Origin of the sequence: Verrucosispora sp. ts21 (assembly GCF_002879555.1) — a bacterium.
Taxonomy (GTDB): Bacteria; Actinomycetota; Actinomycetes; order Mycobacteriales; family Micromonosporaceae; genus Micromonospora; species Micromonospora gifhornensis.
This window is the reverse complement of record NZ_PNOZ01000041.1, coordinates 1-18,876: the sequence shown is the minus strand read 5'-3', so window position 1 is coordinate 18,876 and position 18,876 is coordinate 1. Positions and strand designations below refer to the sequence as shown.

Annotated in this window: 7 protein-coding genes and 2 pseudogenes; 7 read left to right on the top strand and 2 right to left on the bottom strand. The window is 72.3% G+C overall.

All coding sequences use genetic code 11. From position 1 onward, the window contains the following. Nucleotides 1-24 precede the first annotated feature (24 nt). The 3 genes and pseudogenes from C1A38_RS32470 to C1A38_RS32460 all read left to right on the top strand — a co-directional run. A pseudogene (locus C1A38_RS32470) lies at nucleotides 25-4,020 on the top strand (YwqJ-related putative deaminase); the annotation flags it as partial. 1,153 nt (nucleotides 4,021-5,173) lie between these two features. Next, entirely contained in the window at nucleotides 5,174-5,476 is a 303-nt protein-coding gene (locus tag C1A38_RS32465; protein ID WP_081476327.1) for a hypothetical protein, read from the top strand. Between the two features lie 32 nt (nucleotides 5,477-5,508). Then, nucleotides 5,509-7,188: pseudogene (locus tag C1A38_RS32460) on the top strand (toxin glutamine deamidase domain-containing protein); the annotation flags it as partial. A gap of 2,955 nt (nucleotides 7,189-10,143) precedes the next feature. Here the strand turns inward: C1A38_RS32460 and C1A38_RS32455 are convergent. After that, nucleotides 10,144-10,539 (bottom strand): leucine-rich repeat domain-containing protein, encoded by a 396-nt coding sequence (locus tag C1A38_RS32455; protein ID WP_353505523.1) that lies wholly within the window; start codon nucleotides 10,537-10,539, stop codon nucleotides 10,144-10,146. Between the two features lie 981 nt (nucleotides 10,540-11,520). Here C1A38_RS32455 and C1A38_RS32450 point away from each other — a divergent pair. The 3 genes from C1A38_RS32450 to C1A38_RS18530 are packed head-to-tail and all read left to right on the top strand — an operon-like array spanning nucleotide 11,521 to nucleotide 17,375. Then, nucleotides 11,521-15,696, top strand: a complete 4,176-nt coding sequence (locus C1A38_RS32450; RefSeq protein ID WP_353505522.1) for a C2 family cysteine protease — start codon at nucleotides 11,521-11,523, stop codon at nucleotides 15,694-15,696. 32 nt (nucleotides 15,697-15,728) lie between these two features. After that, complete coding sequence (locus tag C1A38_RS18535) at nucleotides 15,729-16,571, top strand: DUF6406 domain-containing protein (RefSeq protein WP_233196894.1); 843 nt, start codon at nucleotides 15,729-15,731, stop codon at nucleotides 16,569-16,571. A gap of 45 nt (nucleotides 16,572-16,616) precedes the next feature. Then, nucleotides 16,617-17,375, top strand: coding sequence for a DUF6406 domain-containing protein (locus C1A38_RS18530; protein ID WP_233196893.1), 759 nt, complete (start codon nucleotides 16,617-16,619; stop codon nucleotides 17,373-17,375). A gap of 60 nt (nucleotides 17,376-17,435) precedes the next feature. On the opposite strand, the gene C1A38_RS18525 is transcribed toward C1A38_RS18530, so the two are convergent. Continuing rightward, nucleotides 17,436-17,975 (bottom strand): hypothetical protein, encoded by a 540-nt coding sequence (locus C1A38_RS18525; RefSeq protein WP_102659044.1) that lies wholly within the window; start codon nucleotides 17,973-17,975, stop codon nucleotides 17,436-17,438. Between the two features lie 69 nt (nucleotides 17,976-18,044). On the opposite strand from C1A38_RS18525, the gene C1A38_RS18520 reads away from it, so the two are divergent. Next, a complete protein-coding gene (locus C1A38_RS18520) occupies nucleotides 18,045-18,296 on the top strand; it encodes an SCO4848 family membrane protein (protein WP_102659043.1) in 252 nt (83 codons plus the stop codon). Nucleotides 18,297-18,876: the final 580 nt, after the last annotated feature.

The window sequence follows — 18,876 nt, the reverse complement described above, 5'->3', positions numbered from 1 at the left end:
GATCGGATAGAGGGGCGCGCGCCGGTGGCGGTACCCAATCCCAAGCACTCGCTGGGCGAGTACGGCTGGGTCTGGGATGCCATCTGCTGGGTCAGCGCCGGTGAGGCGTGGCCCAGCGGCGACGAGGACCGGATGCGCGAGCTGGCCGATGCCTGGCAGTCCCTGGCCGACCTGGTCGGTGAGGTGCTGACCGAGGCCGACCCGGCGGTCATGAAGATCCTGCAGAGCTGGGGCGGCGGGGCCGGCGAGGCGTTCGGTGCGCTGTGGAACCAGGTCGGCGTCGACCCGAACACCGGCCTGCCACTGATCCAGGAGATCGCCGCCGCGTACGCGTCCGGCTGCGACCAGGCGGCCCTGGAGATCGAGTACGCCAAGCTGACGGTGTTGATCGCCGTCATCATCACCGTCATCGCGGTCTTCGTCGCGTTGCTGATGGCCTGGCTGGGCGGTGTCTCGGCCGGTGCGATCCCGGGCATCCTGGCGGCCGGTCGGCAGGCGGTCACTGTCGCCTTCCGGCGGCTCATCGCCCAGATGGGGCGGCAGCTGCTCACCCGGGCGGGGCTTCAGGCGGCGCTGCGGACCGCCGGCGGTCGGGTCGGGCAGATCGTCACCAGTCAGGGCTTCCGGCAGGGCCTCAACCGGCTCGGTCTGGAGCTGATGGAGGAGATCGGCGAAGAGCTGATCATCGACGTCGGCGCCCAGGCGTACCAGATGCGCAGCGGCGAGCGGCGGCAGTGGGACGGGAACCGGACGCTCACGGCGGGGGTGGGTGGCGCGTACGGCGCTGTGCTCGGTTCCGGCATGAACTGGGCCGGCCGGCGGGTGGCGCCCAAGATGCCTGTCTCGTTCAGCCCGTCCCGGTTGTCCTTCCCGGGCAGCGGGCTGGTGCGCTGGGGCGGCACCAGCATCGCCTCGGGTGCCCAGAACGCGCTCATCTCACCGGCCGCGAGCGTGCTCGCCAACGCCAGCGTCAACCAGCAGCTCGTGCTCCCCGGCGCGGACGCCTTCCTCGGCGGATTCGCCAGTGGTGCCGGCCGCACCGGCGCGACCCTCGCCGGTGGTGCCACCGGAAACCTGGGTGCCAAGGTCACCAACCTTGGTCTCGACCGGCTGAGTGGGACCACCACCCCCGGTGCCGGCCTGGGCGCGGGCCTCAACCCGTCCCCCGGCGTCGGCGGGGTGGACCTCGGCAACCTCGGCAGCACCACCGGCGCCAACGGTGCCACCAGCACCGACGGGGGTGCCACCGGCGCCAACGGTGCGACCAGCACGGACGGGGGTGCCACCGGCGCTGCCGGCCGCGGCACCACCGACACCGACATCGGTACGGGTCAGCACGGCGGCGGCACCGTGCCGCAGAGCGGGGCGGGTTCCATCAGCCTCGCGCCGTCGGCGGATCCGGTCGTCGCCGCGCCGGCCGACGGTGCCACCTCGTCCAGTGGCCCCGCCACCACGACCGAGGGTGTGGACCTGGCCAGCGGTGCCAGCGACCCGACCTCCACAGATGTCGTGTCGCGCGGTGACGAGTCCGGCACGGCTGGACGCGACGACGCGGCCACCACCGGCGGTCGGGTGCCCACCGACGGCACCCCGGCGACTGCCGAGCCCGTCGGAGACACCAACCGGGACAGCACCCCGGGCGACCCCGCGACACCGGTCGCCGACACACCCGCCGACCGCGCCACCTCCGACTCGACCGAGCAGGCCGGCCCGGCGGAGCGCGCCGACAGCGGACCGCCGACCGACCAGGCCGCCGCCGGAGCCCCGGACACGGCCACCGACACCACCGGCGACCGGGCACAGAATTCCCCTGTCGACAGCCGTGGCGACCGGGCGCCGAGTTCCGCCGCTGACACCACGGGCGACCAGGCACCTAATTCTGTCGACACCACAGGTGACCGGGCTCAGAGCGCGCCTGTCGACGGCACCGGCGATCGGGTTCAGACCGCTCCTGTCGACACGTCGGCGGGTAATGCCGGAACTGTGCCGGTCGACGCCTCGGCTGGTGCCGGTCGTACCGTCGGTGTTGGTCCGGTTCCGGACTCCGGGGTCGGCGCGAGCGTCGATGGTCCCGGTGGCCCGGCCGTCTCCGGGGTTGATCCCCTGGCCGCGGAGATCGCTCCCGCTGTGGTGCCGGGTGCACCACCCGCGAGCCCGGTGGCGGGAGCCACCCCGGGCAACGTCACTCCCGCCACCACGCTGAACCCGGCGCAGACCACCGCCGTACCGTCCGCGACCACCCCAGCCGCCACCCCGACGGCCCCCGCGCCCACCACCCCGACCTCCGCACCTGGCACGCCGACCGCCGGCACGTCGACCACCCCCACAACGTCGACCTCGCCCACGTCGACCACGCCCGCCACCGGCAACACCGGTACGCAGCCGACCCCGAGGGCACCGGCCAACACCACGGCCCCGAACTCGGCGGGATCGGTCTCGCTGACCCCGCCACCCAGCGCCGCCCCGGTGACCCAGCCCGATGCCGCTTCCGTGGCGCAGCCCGACGTTGCTTCGGTGACGCCGCCTGACACTGCTTCGGCGCCGCAGTCCGACGGTGTTTCCGTGGCCCAGCCCGACACCGGTCCGGCGGTGCGGCCGACGGTGCCGGCCGAGACGGCAGGCACCGATTCGGCGACCACCACCGCGACCACCGACCCGACGGTCACGCCCACAGCCGCGACCACCGACCCGACGGTCACGCCCGCCTCCCCGGACGGTGCCACGGATCCTGCGGCGCGCCGGGCGGACCAGGCCGACCAGTCGGCCACCGGCGGGCCGGTCGTCGTCGCGGTGCCGGGCAGCACGGGGACGCTCCAGCCTGGTGGCCCGACCGCGCCGGACACCGGCCGGGGTCCGGTGAACCCGGACACCCTCCGGCGGTCCGAAGGGCCGACCGGCAACGGCACCCACAGCTGGCAGTTGTCTCCCACCGCTGTGGACGGCGACCCCACCGGCCCGGACGCGGAGCAGGCCCTGATCGAGGCGTCCCGGACCCTCGCCGAGGCCACCCGGCAGGCGGTGAAGGACGGCACGATCTCCCGGGCCAAGCAGCCCGGCACGTCAGGTGCCCTGATGATGTCCGACGGTGGCATCACCACGCACACCAGCATGACCGCGGACAAGGGCACCAAGCCGCCGACCCAGCCGTCCGTGCACCCGCTTGCGCAGGCCGCGCTGGATCGCACGAAGGCGGCGTTGCCGGACGGAACCGGCAGCGGGCACGGTAAGTGTGCCGAGGTGGCCCTGGTCTCGGATCAGCTCTACCGGCTCGAAACGCAGTGGCGCGACGCCGGTGAGCCAGGCTCCTTCGAACAGTACGCACGTGACGCCTTCAACGGTGCCAAGATCCTGACTCATCAGGTCAAACCGGCTCAGCAGAACGACACCGTCTACAAGCTGGGGCACCACCGGCCGCCCTGCCGCTCGTGCGCACACTTCCTGCCACAGTTCGGCATCGAGCCGATCGTGGACCCGGAGCGGGACGCCCGGACCTACCAGCCGTCGGTCCCTGGCGTGGTGGGCAACGGCCCTCCGCTGAGCGACAACCGACCGTACGGCGACCCGAACGGCCTGGTCCCCCCGGAGCAGGCCGACCAGCAGACGCTCGACGCGGCCGTGCCGCGCGATGCGACGACCGGTCGACCGCTTGTGCACCCGGATCCGCGCGTCGGATCGTGGGCGGGCCTGGTCAACGACGGCGGTCCGACCGTCCCCGGACGCGACAACAACTGTGCCGACGTCGGGCTCTCCGTCCTGGACACCTGGTTCGGTCGGCCCGAGGTGGCCGCCCCGACCGCCACCTCGGCCGAGGTGGAGGCGGGCAGCACGGCGCGGCAGGAGCAGGCACTACGCACCGAATTCGCCCACCAGGGCACCGGCACCGCCGGCCTGGACGCCGTCGCCGACGCGCTGCGTGCGGCCGGCCCCGGCTCGGCGGCCCTGATCATCACCACCCGTCCGGACGGCAACGGCGCACACACCTGGAACGCGGTAAACCACGACGGCACCATCATCTGGCTAGACGCCCAGAACCAGCTGATCTCCGACACCGACCCGGTGCACGGCGATCCCGGCAACGTCTGGTCGATCGTCCTCGACGCCGAGGGTGACCCGCACCGCCCCGCAGCGACGGACACCGACATCCGGCCACCAGCCCCACCGGACTCGACAGCACCCGACGACACTTCCGCCACCACCCCCGACCCCAGCAGGCCCGACATGCCGGGCTCGCCGATGGAGGTGCAGCCCGGCCATGTCGATGAGCAGGGAGGAAGCCCGACAGGTCTGGCCGGTACCGGATCCGACGGGCTGAGCGACGCCGACGCCGCGACGCCCGAGGGTGACCCGGCGGCGAGCCCTTACCTGGACGGCCTCGCGGAGCCGGATCAGGCGACCCTGCACGAGGCGCTCGCCGACGCGCAGCGCGACGCCGACCAGATCCTGGCCGACCTGCACGGCGTGAACGCCGAGGTGAACGCCCGGCTCGGGCTGACCGGGGCGGACGCGCTGAGCACGCTCGGCGAGCAGCATCGCGTCAAGGGCGCCGAGTCGCTGGCCCGCAAGTTCCGCACCGAGCTGGAGCCGCTCGGCTACGACCTCGGTTCCGCGCTGGACACCGTCAACGACGTGGTGCGGTTCTCGGTGCAGGGGCCGGAGACCGAGGCGTACGGGCCGGCGGTGGACGCGGTCCTGTCGTCGTTGGAGGCACAGGGCTACCAGGTCACCGACCTGAAGAACTTCTGGCACCCGGGTAACCGGTTCTTCGGGTTGAACTGCACGCTGACCTCGCCGACCGGGCGCACCTTCGAGTTGCAGTTCCCGACCGCGACCAGCTACGCGATCGGCAAGCAGACCCATGTGCCGTACGAGGTGATGCGTGACCCGGCGCAGACACCCAGCGCCCGGGTGCACGCCTTCCTCGACATCCTCACGATCAACAAGGCGAACGGCATCGCGGCACACATGCCGGGCGGGATGGACTCCGGGCGGTTCGACACCCCGAAGAACACGAGCTTCGCGAAGTGGATGTCCTCGGCCCGGCAGGAGAGTATCCGTCAGTCGTACCTCGACTGGCTCGGGCAGCAGGGCCAGACGTTCGCCGACGTGCTCGCCGCGCGAGGATTGACGGCGTCCGACCTGCCCGGTCTGGATCCTGACCTGATGGGGGGCCCGCATGACGGCGCTGACGTTCGGCTACTTCCTCCTGCGGAGACCGGACGACCCGACGGGCCCGCCGGTCAACCTGATCGCGGAGGCGGAGAGTTCGGGGCCGACCCAGGCGGTGATCTGGGACCGTCCGACGGGCGCGTGGACGTTCCGCCCGGACGTGGCGGCGGCGATCCTGTGGGCGAATCCGGAGCGCCACGAGATCGAACGGGTCGACCGGGCGACGGCGGAACGCCAGACGGCGCACTTCACGACGGTGCCGCTGCCGACGGAGACCGAGTTGACGGAGATCTGCCGCCAGGCGACCTGAGCACCACCCCTGTCGCGTCCGAGACCCCGCCGGTGCCTCCGGGGAGCGACACGACCGCCGGCGCCACCGACGCAGGTCGGCATGCGGTGCCGCTCGGTACCGATCGCGGGTTGTCACAGACGAGACGGATCGGGCCGGGTGAGCTCGCGCCGCTGGAGGATCCGAGCTTCCACTGGGACGTCGAGCAGGCCCTGCGAACGCCGCAAGGCCACGCTCTCTTCGCCGACCCGTCCACCAACCCGTACGGTGGACTGATCAACGATGGCGGACCGGGTCGGCCCGGCCGCGGCAACAACTGCCTGGACTGCTCACTCTCGGCGTTGTCCAGCTTCTACGGCGACCCGCAGGTGTCCTTCCCCCGCTGGTCGGACGTGCGACCGGACGGCTCGATCGACACCGTCACGGGTGAGGCGAGTGGTCTCGACCGGGCAGAGTCCTGGCTCGGCGGCACCTGGGCCGGCGGCCCGGCCGGACTTCCCACCACGCCCGCTGAGCGCGCTGCGGCGGTCAGCGCACAGTACGCCCGACTGCATCAGCACATCGCCGAGGCCGGCCCCGGCTCAGCGGCCTTGGTCGTGGCCGAATGGGTCAAGCGGGATCGCCGCACCGGAGACCTTCTCCTCGACAACGGCAACGTTCAGGTCGAGGATTCACACGCCCTGGTTCTGGTATATCCGCAGGGTGCCGAGGGGCCGGTCTGGTGGGATCCACAGCGGGGGATGACCTGGCCACAACCCCCGACCGCGTACGTGGCGCAGACGTACGCGCTGTGGTCGATGACGCCCGCGGTGGAAGGGATTCCCGATGACGGAGGAAGAGGCGCTGACGCTGATCAAGCGCCTACTGGGTACGCCGAACGAGATCGAGCTGCATCCGTTCGAGTTCGGTTGGCTGGCGAAGGAACAACTGTCTCGGCAGGAACGGGCGGAGGGTCGGCAACTGGGCCACGGGAGCTACATCATCGACCGGAGCGGGGTGATCACAGCGCAGATGAGTCTGCCGGTGCCGCTGCTGATCATGGAGTACACCCAGGCGCGCCGGGCGGGCCGGATGACGGGTCGTCAGGTCTGGCCGACGGTGACACCGACCGACTGACCGCGACCGCGCCGTCGCTCGACGAGGGTCGACGGTTCGGGCCGGGCGAACTGGCGCCGCTGGAGGACCCCCGCTTCCACGACGACCTGGCCGCCAGCCTGGCCACCCCGCACGGGTACGCCGTCTTCGCCGACCCGTCCACCCACCCGTACGGAGGGCTGGTCAACGACGGTGGGCCGGATCAGCCGGGCCGGGGCAACAACTGCCTGGACAGTTCGCTGTCGGCGCTTGCCAGCTTCCACGGTGACCCGCAGGTGTCGCGCCCACGGTGGCCGGATCGCCTTCCCGACGGCTCGATCGACAGGCTTTCCGGTGAGCGGGGCGGCCTGGAGCGGGCCGAGGCGTGGATCGGTGGGCAGTGGATCGGCGGCCCGGACGGTCTGCCCACCGACCTGTCGGCCCGTACCGAGGCGGTGGCCGCCCAGTACGCCGACCTCTACCAGCAGGTGGCCGACGCCGGGCCGGGGGCGTCGGCGCTCGTGGTCGCCGACTGGCTGCTTCTCGACGACGCCGGCAACGTCGTCCTCGACGACAACGGCCAACCGGAGGTCGACGGCTCGCACGCCTTCGTGATCGTCTTCCCGGCCGACGCCGATGCGCCAGTGTGGTGGGATCCCCAGACGGGCACGGCGTCGGTGGACATGCCGGCCGGCGAGGTGCGGGACACCCATGCCCTCTGGGCGATGATGGTGCCTGACGGAGAGGGGCGAGTTGACCGAGGACGAGGCGTTGACGCTGATCAGCCAGCTGCTGGGGACCGGGAATCCGATAGTGCTTCGGGAGTTCGAGTTCGGCTGGCTGGCCCGGGAGAGGCTCTCGGAACAGGAACGGTCCGCGGGGATGGCAGTGGGGCAGGGCAGCTACATCATCGACCGGACGGGAGTGATCACGGCTCACTCCAGCCTGCCCCCGAGGCGGATCATGGAGGAGTACACCCAGGCGCGACGCGAGGGCCGGATCAAGGGTCGGCAGGTCTGGCCCCAACCGGAACCGACGGCCTGACCGACCCGGACGGCCGGACCGACACCGACTCCACAGCCGCGGACGGCCGGACCGACGCCGCCGACCCCGACGGGCCGCCCGCGCCGCCGGGGCCCGACTCCGAACCGACCCCTGCCGACGGGCCCGACCTGCGGCAGGCCGCCGCCGGTACGACCTTCGGCGGTGCGCTGCTCGACGCCGATGCGGCCCGGACCGCGCAGGCCGTGCAGGAAGCGCTGACCGCCGGCCCGCTGCCCGAGCAGGCGAGCGTGGACCCGGCCGCCGCCACCGTCACCCTGGACACGGCCGACGGCCCCTACCAGGTACGGATCGTGCTGGCCGACCCGCCGACGGGCGTACCGGCCGTGCCGGTCGCCACCGTCGGGTACACCGCCGACGGTGCCGTGGTGCAGGTGTCCACCGGCGCGCATCCGGACCACGTCCGGCGGGCGGTCTCCGCGATGCTCGCCGAGGTGGACACGGTCGCCCAGGAACGCGCCGTCGACCTGCGTACCGACGCCACCACCGCGCTCGCCGAGGGGGCCCGACCCGAGTACGACGGCACCCGCGTCCTCACCGCGCGGGACATCGGCCGCCTCGCCGAACTGCGGGTCGTCCTCGCCGACAGCACCGCGACCACCGACCCGGCCCGCGCCGGCCAGCTGCAGGCCGAGGCGTTGAGCCTGCTCGTCGCCTCCGGCCTGCTGGAACAGGACCCGTCGCATGCCGTGCACGGGCTCGGTGCCAACGTCCCGGTGGTCGGAGCGGAGGCGGCGCAGGCCCGACTCGACCTGATCCGCAGCCACCTGGGTCCGGCCGCCCCGGCGATCGAGAACCTGATCGGCCAGGCGACCGGGCAGCAACTCGTCGCGGACCTGCGGGCCGCGCAGTCGGCGATCCGCGCCGAGGCCCGTACCTGGGCGCAGCAGGCCACCGCGTCGCGCAACGCCGCCGACCTCGCCCTGACCACCAGGGTCGACGCCACCCTGGACATCGCGCCCGAGCACGTCTTCGGCCGGCTGGTGATCGGTGGCGGTTGGGCCGCCACCGCCGACTTCGTCACCATGGGCGGCGTCGCCGACACCGGCATCGGCCTGCCGCCGGTGCTCTGCGTGTCGCAGGGCCACGACCCCTGGGCGGAGCGACAGGCCCTGCTGATGGGCCAGATCCCGTCGGAGCTGGAGCTTCCGGGGATGCCGTTCCAGCCGGCCGACCTGGCCGAGGCGGGCACCCAGTTCACACCGTCCGACGTCTTCGCCGACGCGGTGGGCGCGGCGCGGGCGCTCAGCGGAATGCCGACCTACCAGGGCACGGCGACCGCGATCACCCCCCGCCCGGCCGACGCCGTGGGCTGGCCGGACGGCGCGAACTTCCGGGTGACCGTGGGTGGGCGACAGTTCTTCACCGCCTCCGTCGATGTCGCGTCCGGGCCCGGACCTTCTCGGGTGCCGAACGCGCCGGCCACCGCAGGCGGCCAGTACGTCGACCCGACGACCGGCTACCGGGTCGACCGGTCCGGACCGACCCTGGTGTTCCGCGCCCCCGACGGCACCGTGGTGGACCCGGACACCCTCCCGGCGACGGTACGAACCGTCCTCGGTGCCGGCGTCTCCCACGCACCGCTGCTGGCCGACTTCGACGGACGGCCGACGGATCCCCTGGTGGTCGATCCGACCTCCGGCTACGCCGTGGACTCCACGACCGGGCAGGTCTTCGACCCCGACGGCGCGCCGGTCGACCCCGACACCCTCTCCGACGAGGTACGCGCCCGGCTCGGCCACGCGCCGGACGGCTCGTTCGGTGATCCCCGCCCGTCCGCGCCCGCCGTCGACTTCGGCGGGCAGAACCTGGCCGACGCGTACCGCCCCGGTGACCGGGTGCTCGTCTTCGGCGCGGGTGCCTCCGGCGCGTGGGACATCGAGCAGGCGGTGGCCTCCCCGGCCGGCAACGTCGACTGGTCGGCCCGGGCCATGCCGCCACCGCCCGACCAGCTGACCGGCGACCCCGGCAACGACGCCGAGGCGCGGCTGCGGTTCAGCTTCGGTGGTGGCTACAACCGGCGCAACACCCTGCCGGAGGTCGGTGCCTACGCTGAATCCGTACGCGGCCAGGTGGAGCAGTCGCTGCGGGAGATCGTCAGCCTGCGGCACACGGTCGACGGCGAGTTCCTTGTGGAGTTCACCGACGGCAGCCGGCAGGCGTACGACCGGGTGGTCTTCTCGATCGGGCAGGCACCCGAATATCCGGGGGGCGTAGCCGACCTGCTGTCCGAGGTGGATCTGTCGCCGCTGCACGGTCCGGCCACCGCACACGACGGCCCAGCCGACGTGTTGGGTCTACGGGACACCAGCGGCCAGCTGCGGGTCCTCGGTGGGGCCAGCGTGGCCGGTCCGCTGCTGGCCAAGGTCGGCCCGGCGCTACGGCAGACGATCGTGGACCAGGCCGCCGCGTTGCCGGACGATTCGCGGGGCATCCCGCCCAGCATCCGGTTCCACGCCCAGCGGATCGCCGAAGCGAACCTCGGCGCACCACCCGTGCCACCCGGCGCGCAGCCGGCCGGCGGCACGGGCCCGGACACCTCGGGTGTGCCGTCAGACCTCGTCCCAGCGGGCGACACCGAGCAGTCGCCAACCCCACTGGATGTCGAGCCAGGGCAGGGGACCGTACCGCTCGTCGAGTTCCCGGCCGAGCGGCGGCATCTCGACAGCGACGGGCCTGCCGTCGATGTCCTGCCCGACGCCCTTGGCGACGACCTCGACGGGGTTGCCCCACAGCTCGACGTAACGCAGGGCGGGCAGCTTCCGGCTGGCGGCGAGGGCCTCGGCACCGGCGGGCCCGACGCCACAGTTGGCCAGGCCCAGCCACCGCAACCGACCCAGGTGCGGGGAGCCGGCCAGCGCGGCGACGCCGTCGTCACCGATCGGGTTGTCACTCAGGTCGAGGGCGACCAGACGCCCCAGGCCGGCGACACCGGCGACGTCCGGCATCAGCCCGGCCGCGTCGACAAGGGTCAGGTGGCGGACAGGCAGGTGGGCGAAGACCTCGGCACCGCGGTCGACGAAGGTGCGGGCGGTCATCGTGACCAGTTCGACGAGTCCGTTGCGGACCTTCCAGTCGACGAGCAGGTCGGCGACCGGCGCGGCGAGCCGCGGGACGACTCGTCGGTACCGCAGGGCGGCGGCCCGGTCGGGCCGGGTGCCCGCCAGGTCGATGCGGATCACCTCGGCGTGGTCGGGGTCGGTGGCCTCGATGGCGTCGGCGTAGCGCCGGCGCAGGTCGAGGTCGTCGGGGTCGGCCAGGATGGCGGCGTACAGCTCGGCGGGCGTGGCCATGACGGCAGCGTATCGACGGCCGGCTCGCTCACCGCCAGTGCCGTGCCCGGCTCGACCTTCCACGGCCTGGGTCGACCGGACGCCGACCCCGACGCGGTCCTGGACGCCGCGCGGGTCGCGCTGCCGCAGATCGCACCGTACGCGCAGGTCGACGCCGTGGTGCCGGTCGGCCCGGACCGGTTCGAGATCCGTCCGGCCGGGCAGCACCCGCTGACCGTGCGGCTCACCGCGGGGCCGTTGGCCGACGGCGTGGTGGCCCAGTCGGTCCGCAACCCCGACGGGACCTTCACGGTCACCGTGTCGGAGCGGGCCGGGGACCAGGCGGTCGTGCGGGCGCTGGCGCACGAGGTCGCCGAGTTGGTGGCACTTAACGAGGCTGGCCGGGCGCTTGTCGGCCCGTTGGACCCGGGCAACGTACGCGGCCCGATCGACGCGTCCGGGCTCACCGCCCACGATCAGGGTCGGCTCGCCGAGATCCGGCTGCTCGCCGCCGGGTACGCCACCACCGACGCCCCGGGCCGGCTGGCCGTACGCGCCGAGATCGACGCCCTCGCCGACCACCTCGGCCTCCGCGTGGGCGACCAGGGAGTCCGGGCCCGGTGGGCGCTGCTCCCGCGCGACGTGCTGGCCCACCTGATGCAGCTCAGCGTCCCCGCCCTCAACCCGGAAGCGGTGTCGGCGGTGCTCGCCGGTGCCCCCACCCTCACCGAGGTAGAGCGGGTCCGGCTGATCGACTACCGGTCCCGGCTGGCCCCCGACTTCCAGGTGCCGCAGTCGACGGAACTGACCGACCGGCTGCGGGAACTGGCCGCCGAGGCGGAACACACCCAGTCCGGCATGCCGCGGATGCCCGCCTTCGCAGGGCAGATCATCGGCATCCCGCCGGCACAGCTCGACCGCGTCCGCGCGGTGGACCCGCAACTCGCCGACCGGCTCGCCCGCGAAGGCGTCTACGTCGACCTGACCGGCCGCTACGACCTGCGCCCGTACATGGCGGACGTGCCGGCGATCGACCTCGGTGCGGCGCGGCCGGCGTACGACCTGAGCACCGAAGCCGGTCGGCAGGCCCAACTGCACGAGGACCGGCAGCGGTCCCGAGCGGCACTGCGTGCCCTGCGCGGCGGTCAGGCCGCGACCCTGCTCGCCGACCACGACTTCCACTACCAGGGCACCGCCCGCTGGATGGGGCTGGTGCCGGATGTCCTGACCGACGTGCTGCGCGGCATCACCCCCGTACCGCCGACCCCGGCCACCCCGGCGGAGAGCGCGTCGACAAACGGGCCGTCCGGCGACACCCAGGTCGTGGCCGACCGGGTGAGCCTGCCACCGGATTCACCGACCACACCCGGCCCGGCGTACGGGCCGGCGCTGGACGCCCGGACCGGGCAGTCGGCACCGCTGTTCGACGGTCCGCCCCGGCGCGAGGACGTGCAGCAGGGTGCGCTCGGTGACTGCGGCATGATCGCCGTGATCGGGGCGGTCGCCGGGCACCTGCCGGACACCATCGCGCAGATGTTCCACCCCAACCCGGACGGCTCGGTCGACGTGCTGCTGCACGAGGCGAGCGGTCCGGGACAGTCGGTCACCCCGACCGGACGCCAACTGCGGGTCACGGTCTGGCCGGACGTGCCGTTGCACGCCAACTCGAACGGTCGCAGCGCCTACGCCGACCAGTCGACGGTCGGCAGTTCCTGGGCGTCGCTGCTGGAGAAGGCGATCGCGGCGGTCGACCGCACCTGGACCCAGCAGCGCCACGACCAGTGGCAGCAGCAGTGGAGCGCCCGGCCCGGCGCCGACCCGCACCAGGCCGCACCGCTGGGCTACGCCCGACTCGGCAACGGCAGCAGTCGGCTGGTGCAGGCGGAACTGCTCACCCAACTCACCGGCCTGCCCAGCAGCGTCAGTCGACTCGATCCGACGCCCGGCCGGGAGGCCGAGGCGGAAGCCCGGTTGGCCACCCTGCTCTCCGCGGGCAGCCCGGTGATCACCGGAACCCTGCCGGCCGCCCAGTACCCCGGCAAACCGCCGTACGGACTCATCCCTGGCCACGCGTACGAGGTCGTGTCGGTGACGAACGGTGAGGTGCAGCTGCGTAACCCGTGGAACGCCAGCCACCCCACCCCGATGCCGGTACGCGCCTTCCTGGACCTGATGAGCCCCTGGTACGGGCACGTCGAGGTGGCGCAGAGCAGCGTGGCGGCGCTGCCGGATTCCGACTTCCACGGGCAGGGCCGACCGGCCGGCGATCCGACGGCGGTGCTCGACCGGGCGCGACTGGTGCTGCCCACCCTGGCCGACACGATCGGCGCGGACCAGATCGCCGCCGTCGACCCGGACGTCTTCGAAATCCGGGCGGGTGGCCTGGCACCGCTGCGGATCCAGGTCACCACCGGCGCGCTCACCGGCACGACGGTGGCGCAGACGACCCGCAACCTCGACGGCACCTTCACCCTCACCGTCTCCGACCGGGCCGTCGACGCCGTGGTGGATCGCGCGGTGGCCCACGAGTTCGCCGAGTTGCTGGCCCGACACGAGAGCGGCCAGGCCCAGGTCGGGCTCTTCGACCAGGGCACCCCGGAAACGCCCATCGACCCGGCCGGCCTCACCGCCCGCGACCGTGGCCGGCTGGCCGAGCTGCGCGTGCTGGCAGCCGGGTATGAGAATGCCGACCCGAGCACCCGTCTGGTCCTGCGCCGCGAGATCGACGCGCTTGTCGACCAACTCGGCCTGCACTGGGGTACGCCGGAAGCCTCAGCCCGCCTGGCACTGCTCCCCGCCGACGCGTGGCACCACGTCATCCGGCTGAGCGTGCCGACGATCACGCCGGAGGCGGTGGCCGGAGCGCTCGCCGCCAACCCGGACCCGAACCGGGTCGAGCGGTTCCGGGCGATCGACTACCGCGCCCGGCTGGCACCCGACCTCCAGCCGCCCTCGGCCGCCGAGATCACCAACAAGCTGCGCGAGCTGGCCGTGCACGGGGAGCAGAGCCAGTCCTCGCTGCCCCGGATGCCGGCTTTGGCCGGGCAGGTCGTCGCGCTGCCACCGGCAGCGCTGGACGCGATCCGGCAGACCGATCCGCAGCTGGCCGACCGGCTCGCCGCCGAAGGCGTCTACGTCGACCTGACCGGCCGCTTCGACCTGCGCCCCTACACCCTCGACGGTGCCCCGGAGTTCCCACTCGACGTGTCGGCGCCCGCGTTCGACCTGACCACCGAGAGCGGTCGCAGGTCACTGCTGGCCGAGGACCGCAGTCGGGTCGCCGCCGCCTTCCGTGCCGCGTACGGGTCCAACCCCGCAGCGATGGCGGTGCTCAGCACCCATGGCTTCCACTACGTGACCGACGCGCGGCTGATGGCGCTGGTCCCGAACGCGCTTACCGACGCGCTGCGGGCGATGCTGCCCCCCGATCCCAGCACCATCGTCGATGTCGAGATCGAAGTCGAACCGACGGTCAGCGGTACCGAGGTGGCCGTGGTCGCCGACCGGGTCACCCTGCCCGACCCCGACCCGAACTCCCCGGTCGGATATGGCCAGGCACTGGATCTGCGGACCGGGCAACCGGCACCACTCTTCGACGGCCCGCCGCAGCGGGAGCAGGTGCGCCAGGGCGCGCTCGGCGACTGCGGAATGCTCGCCACCATGGCCGCTGTCGCCGGTCACCGCCCGGATGCGCTGGCCCAGCTCTTCCAGCCGAACCCGGACGGCACCGTCGACGTGCTGCTGCACGAGAGCGTGCTGCACGGCGGTACGTCCACTCCCACCGGACGGCGCCTCCGGATCACCGTACGGCCGGACGTGCCGCTGCGGACCGACCCTCCCGGCAAGTCCGCCTACGCGGACCAGTCGCGGAACGGCTCGGGATGGGCGTCGGTGCTGGAGAAGGCGCTGGCGGCGGTCGACCGGACGTGGAGCATGCAGCGTCGTGTCGCCTGGCAGCAGGACTGGACTTCCTGGCACTCCAAGGACGACCCGCATCGGGCGGCTCCGCTCGGCTATGCCCGGCTGCATGTCGGCAGCACGAGTGATTTCCAAGCCGAGCTGATGACACAGCTGACGGGTGCACCGAGCCGGACGTCGCGCTTCGACATCAGGCCAGGGCAGGAAGCCGCCGTCGCTGCTCGACTTGCCGCCCTCCTGGCCGCTGGAAGCCCGGTGATCGTCGGCAGCTTGCCTCAGAAGAGCTACCCACCGGGACTCACCAACCTGCCGTTCGGGCTCTACGCCGAGCACGCCTACGAGGTGGTGTCCGTGACCAACGGCCTGGTGCAACTGCGCAACCCGTGGGGGAGTGAGCATCCCGCGCCAATGCCGGTGCGGGACTTCCTGAACCTGATGTCGCCGCACCACGCCCACCTGGACATGGGTGGCACGAGCAGCGCCTCGCAGACCGTCTCGGTGACGAGCCAGGATGTCCCGCCGACCCCGCCGACCCCGCCGACCCCGCCGACCCCGCCGACCCCGCCGACGGTGCCGCTGACGCCGTCGGTCCCGGTACCCCGGTCGGCGGAGCCCGCGGCCAGGGCCGCGAGCGACAGGCCGCGCCGGCACACCCTCGGCCGTACCGACCTGGAAGACGAGCGGGCCGACATCAGCTATCTCGCGCTGCTCGGCGGCAGCGGTACCGTGATCGGCTTGAGCGTCCTGCTGTCATCCGGAAGCGGCCAGCGGGAGGCTCGCTGGACGACAAGCGGAGAGTCGGGCATCGGCGGGTCGGTGCCCGTCGGTCGGGCAGAGGCCGAGCGGATCGCCCGTGAGGTGCTCGGGTTTAGGCTGCCGGAGGAGTCCGCGTTGTACGAGATGATCGACGGCTGAAGATGCCGGCCGCAGGGACAGGGGGACAGCCGTTGCGATCCTTCACCGCGAAGACCGCCATCCGTAACAACATTCCCACCGACATCGGCCCGGCTCGCCTCGGGGCGCGCTGGGTGGACGTCGGGCCACCAGTGCGTGCCGAGATCGTGGTCATGCCGGAGTGGGACGGAGACGTCTCACGGTACGAGGTGACACTCGGCGAGACCTTCCCGGTGGGCGAGGAGACCTGGCGCTTCGCGGATCTCGACATGACCAGCGAAGACGCGTGGCAGATCACGATCCGTCGGGTCGACGAGGACGAGGTGATGGAGCCGCCCACCGGTCACCTCTGGAAGCCGGCACGGTTGCGCCCGTACGGAGAGCTCGACGAGGCACAGGTCCAGTCGGTGGAGGCGGCTCTGGGGCACCCGCTCCCGGCGGACTACGGCAACTGGCTACGCCAGAACAATGGCGCGCAACCCGAGGTCGAGCACCACATTCCCGGTAAACCGTTCTCGCTGCTGCCCGAGCGTCCGCTGTTCGGGGTGCACCCCCAGTACCCGCCCTTCGACCTGGTGCACGCGCAACGCGTACATCGGGATCCGTGGTTGTCGCGCGACTGGTTGGTGATCGCGAATCCGTTCGGTGGGCTGCTGGTGGTCCCCGCACTGACGGACATTCCAAGGGTCTATTTCGTACATGAAATGGATCTGCTGGGTCCGCCCGGCCCGGCCGGCTCAGCCCTACGGGAGCAGAAGCTGCGCGCGGTGGCCTGGTCGATGGGCGAGTTCCTCGGACGGTTGACCCCGAAGGAGCTGGACGACCAGCCGCCGGTCCAGATGTTGCCGCCCGGCACCTTCACCGACCCCCGCAACTACCAGGACGGGCCGTTCTGACCAGGTCCGCCGTCGCGCCCAGCCGGGAGAACCGGGAGACAAGCGTTGCGCTCGTTCACTGATGTCGCCGCCATCGCGAACAACGCCACGGCGATCCTGGGACCGGCTCGGCTCGGAGTTCGCTGGGTCGACATCGGGCCACCCGTACGCGCCGAGATCATCGTCATGCCCTCCTCCGGCGAGGACTCCTCGCACGACGTCACGCTCGGCGGGACGTTTCCCGTCGGGGAGGAGACCTGGCGCTTCGCCGACCTCGTCATGCCCAGCCTGGACGAGTGGGAGGTCACCGTCCGCCGGGTGGACCACGGCGAGGTGCCGGAACCACCCACCGGCAGGCCGTGGGAACGGGCCCGACTCAGCCCGTACGGCCAACTCGACGAGGCGCAACTCCAGGCTGTCGAGGCGGCCCTCGGGCAGCCGCTTCCGCCCGACTACCGCGACTGGCTGCGCCGGAACAACGGGGCGCAGCCCGAGGTGGACCACCATGTTCCGGGCGTTACGTTCACCCTCATGCCGGAGCGTCCGCTGTTCGGGGTGCACCCGCAGCACCCGCCCACCGACCTGGTGGCGGCGCAGCGCGTACACCGTGATCCGTGGTTGTCGCCGGACTGGCTGGTCATTGCGCGGCCGTCCGGGGGTCTGCTGCTGGTCTCGACCGCGCAGCCGCAGGACAGCAGGGTCTACTTCCTGCCCGAGCAGGACATGGTCGGTCCGGCCTCAGTCAACCGGGCGAGCAAGCTGCGACCGGTGGCCGGGTCCATGCCCGAACTCGTCGGCCGGCTGACTCCGCTCGATCACGTGTAGGCGAGCAGAAGTCCTACGCCCCGACCGGCTCAGCCGAGTCGACCGGCGGTGCCGAGTCGCTCAGCTGAGCCGTGCCAGCATTTCGGCGTAGGCGCCGCGGACCGCAGCGAGTCGGTCGCGGCGGAACCGGCCCGGCTCGCGCTGGTGCAGCTGCCGGCCCCGGTCGCTGGCGAAGGCGTTCGCGGGGATCTCGTCGCCGCCGTCCGAGGCGAACTTGCCCACCTCGTCCAGTGCGGCGACGGCCCGGGTGAGCGCGGCGCGGGCCCGCTGGCCGGCCTCGCCGGCGGATTCCGCCGACACCGATCCCGCGTACGCGTCGGCGACCAGGAGCCACTCGCCGGGGTCGAGCAGCTGAGACGGTTCGTCGCCGCCGTAGCGGAACCCGCCGCCAGTGCTCCCCGGTGTGGCCGGTAGCCGGAAGACGAACTCCCGTTCCGCGCCGCAGCCTTCGCAGGTGCCGGTGTAACGGCTGGCCAGGTCACCGTCGACCAACGCGACGACGGCACTGTGCCGGGGGAAGCGGGTCGACCCGCACGAACAGGCGTGCAGGTCCATGTAGAGGTGCGCCTCCGCGCTGGTACGGCTGAGCGGCGGATTCATACGCTCAACCGTACCGATGCAAGAGCTTCGGCACCGCCCCCGGTAGCGCCGCTGGCATACTCGCCGACCATGGTGTTGTCGCGAGGCTGGGCGGTCTTCCTCACCGGGGTCGGGGTCTGGACCTGGGTGATCTGGCCGCGCTTCGCGCTGGCCATCTGGAACGACCCCAGGTCGTGGAGCAGCGGGGTGGTCGGGGACTGGCCGGCGACCGGCTTCCTCTGGGTGCACGCCTTGCTGATCGGCGCCTCGCTGGCCATCGGCACGGCCGTCGGCCTGCTCGGCGTCCGCGCCTGGCGAGCAGCACGCCGTCGTACGCCCTGAGCGGGTTCGATGTCTGGGCGGCACGGGGAACCGCGCGGGGTTCTACACCGTGAGGGGGACCGTTCCCGATCGATTTGACGATCAATCCACCCGCCGCGTAAGTTTCTCTCTGCCAGCGCGGAACGGGCGAAACGGGACGAAAGACCCGATGACCCCGCTCCGACGATGGCACCGGGTTCTACTGAGGATCTCCTCGGTGAGCTCGGTCCGGGTGGTGCTCTTCTGGTTCGCCGCGAGGCGGATTTGGCGGAGCGAAACCGACCGGGTAAGGTTCACGACCGGCAGGGCACCGGGCGAGCTTGCGGGAGACCGCAGCGGCCGGCCTGCCAAATCCGATGAACTGGCGAAGCGGATCTCCGCTGCGCCGGATCGCGGGTGCCGAACCGCATGAAGCGTGACACACCGGGACACACCGGTTGACACGGGCCAGACGGTGAGGTAACGTAGTAAAAGTGCCCGGCGCGAGAGCGGCGGGCATGAGAGTGGAACGGATGCCCCGGATGGTGGCCCTGGTGGGTTGCTTGATGGTGTGTGGTTGTTCTTTGAGAACTCAACAGGGTGCTTGATAAGCCAGTGCCAA

Coding starts and splice junctions, on each gene's coding strand:
- C1A38_RS18525 (WP_102659044.1), bottom strand. CDS start 17,975: ATGAATCCGCCGCTCAGCCGTACCAGCGCGGAGGCGCACCTCTACATG.
- C1A38_RS32465 (WP_081476327.1), top strand. CDS start 5,174: ATGACGGCGCTGACGTTCGGCTACTTCCTCCTGCGGAGACCGGACGAC.
- C1A38_RS32455 (WP_353505523.1), bottom strand. CDS start 10,539: ATGCCGGACGTCGCCGGTGTCGCCGGCCTGGGGCGTCTGGTCGCCCTC.
- C1A38_RS32450 (WP_353505522.1), top strand. CDS start 11,521: ATGCAGCTCAGCGTCCCCGCCCTCAACCCGGAAGCGGTGTCGGCGGTG.
- C1A38_RS18520 (WP_102659043.1), top strand. CDS start 18,045: ATGGTGTTGTCGCGAGGCTGGGCGGTCTTCCTCACCGGGGTCGGGGTC.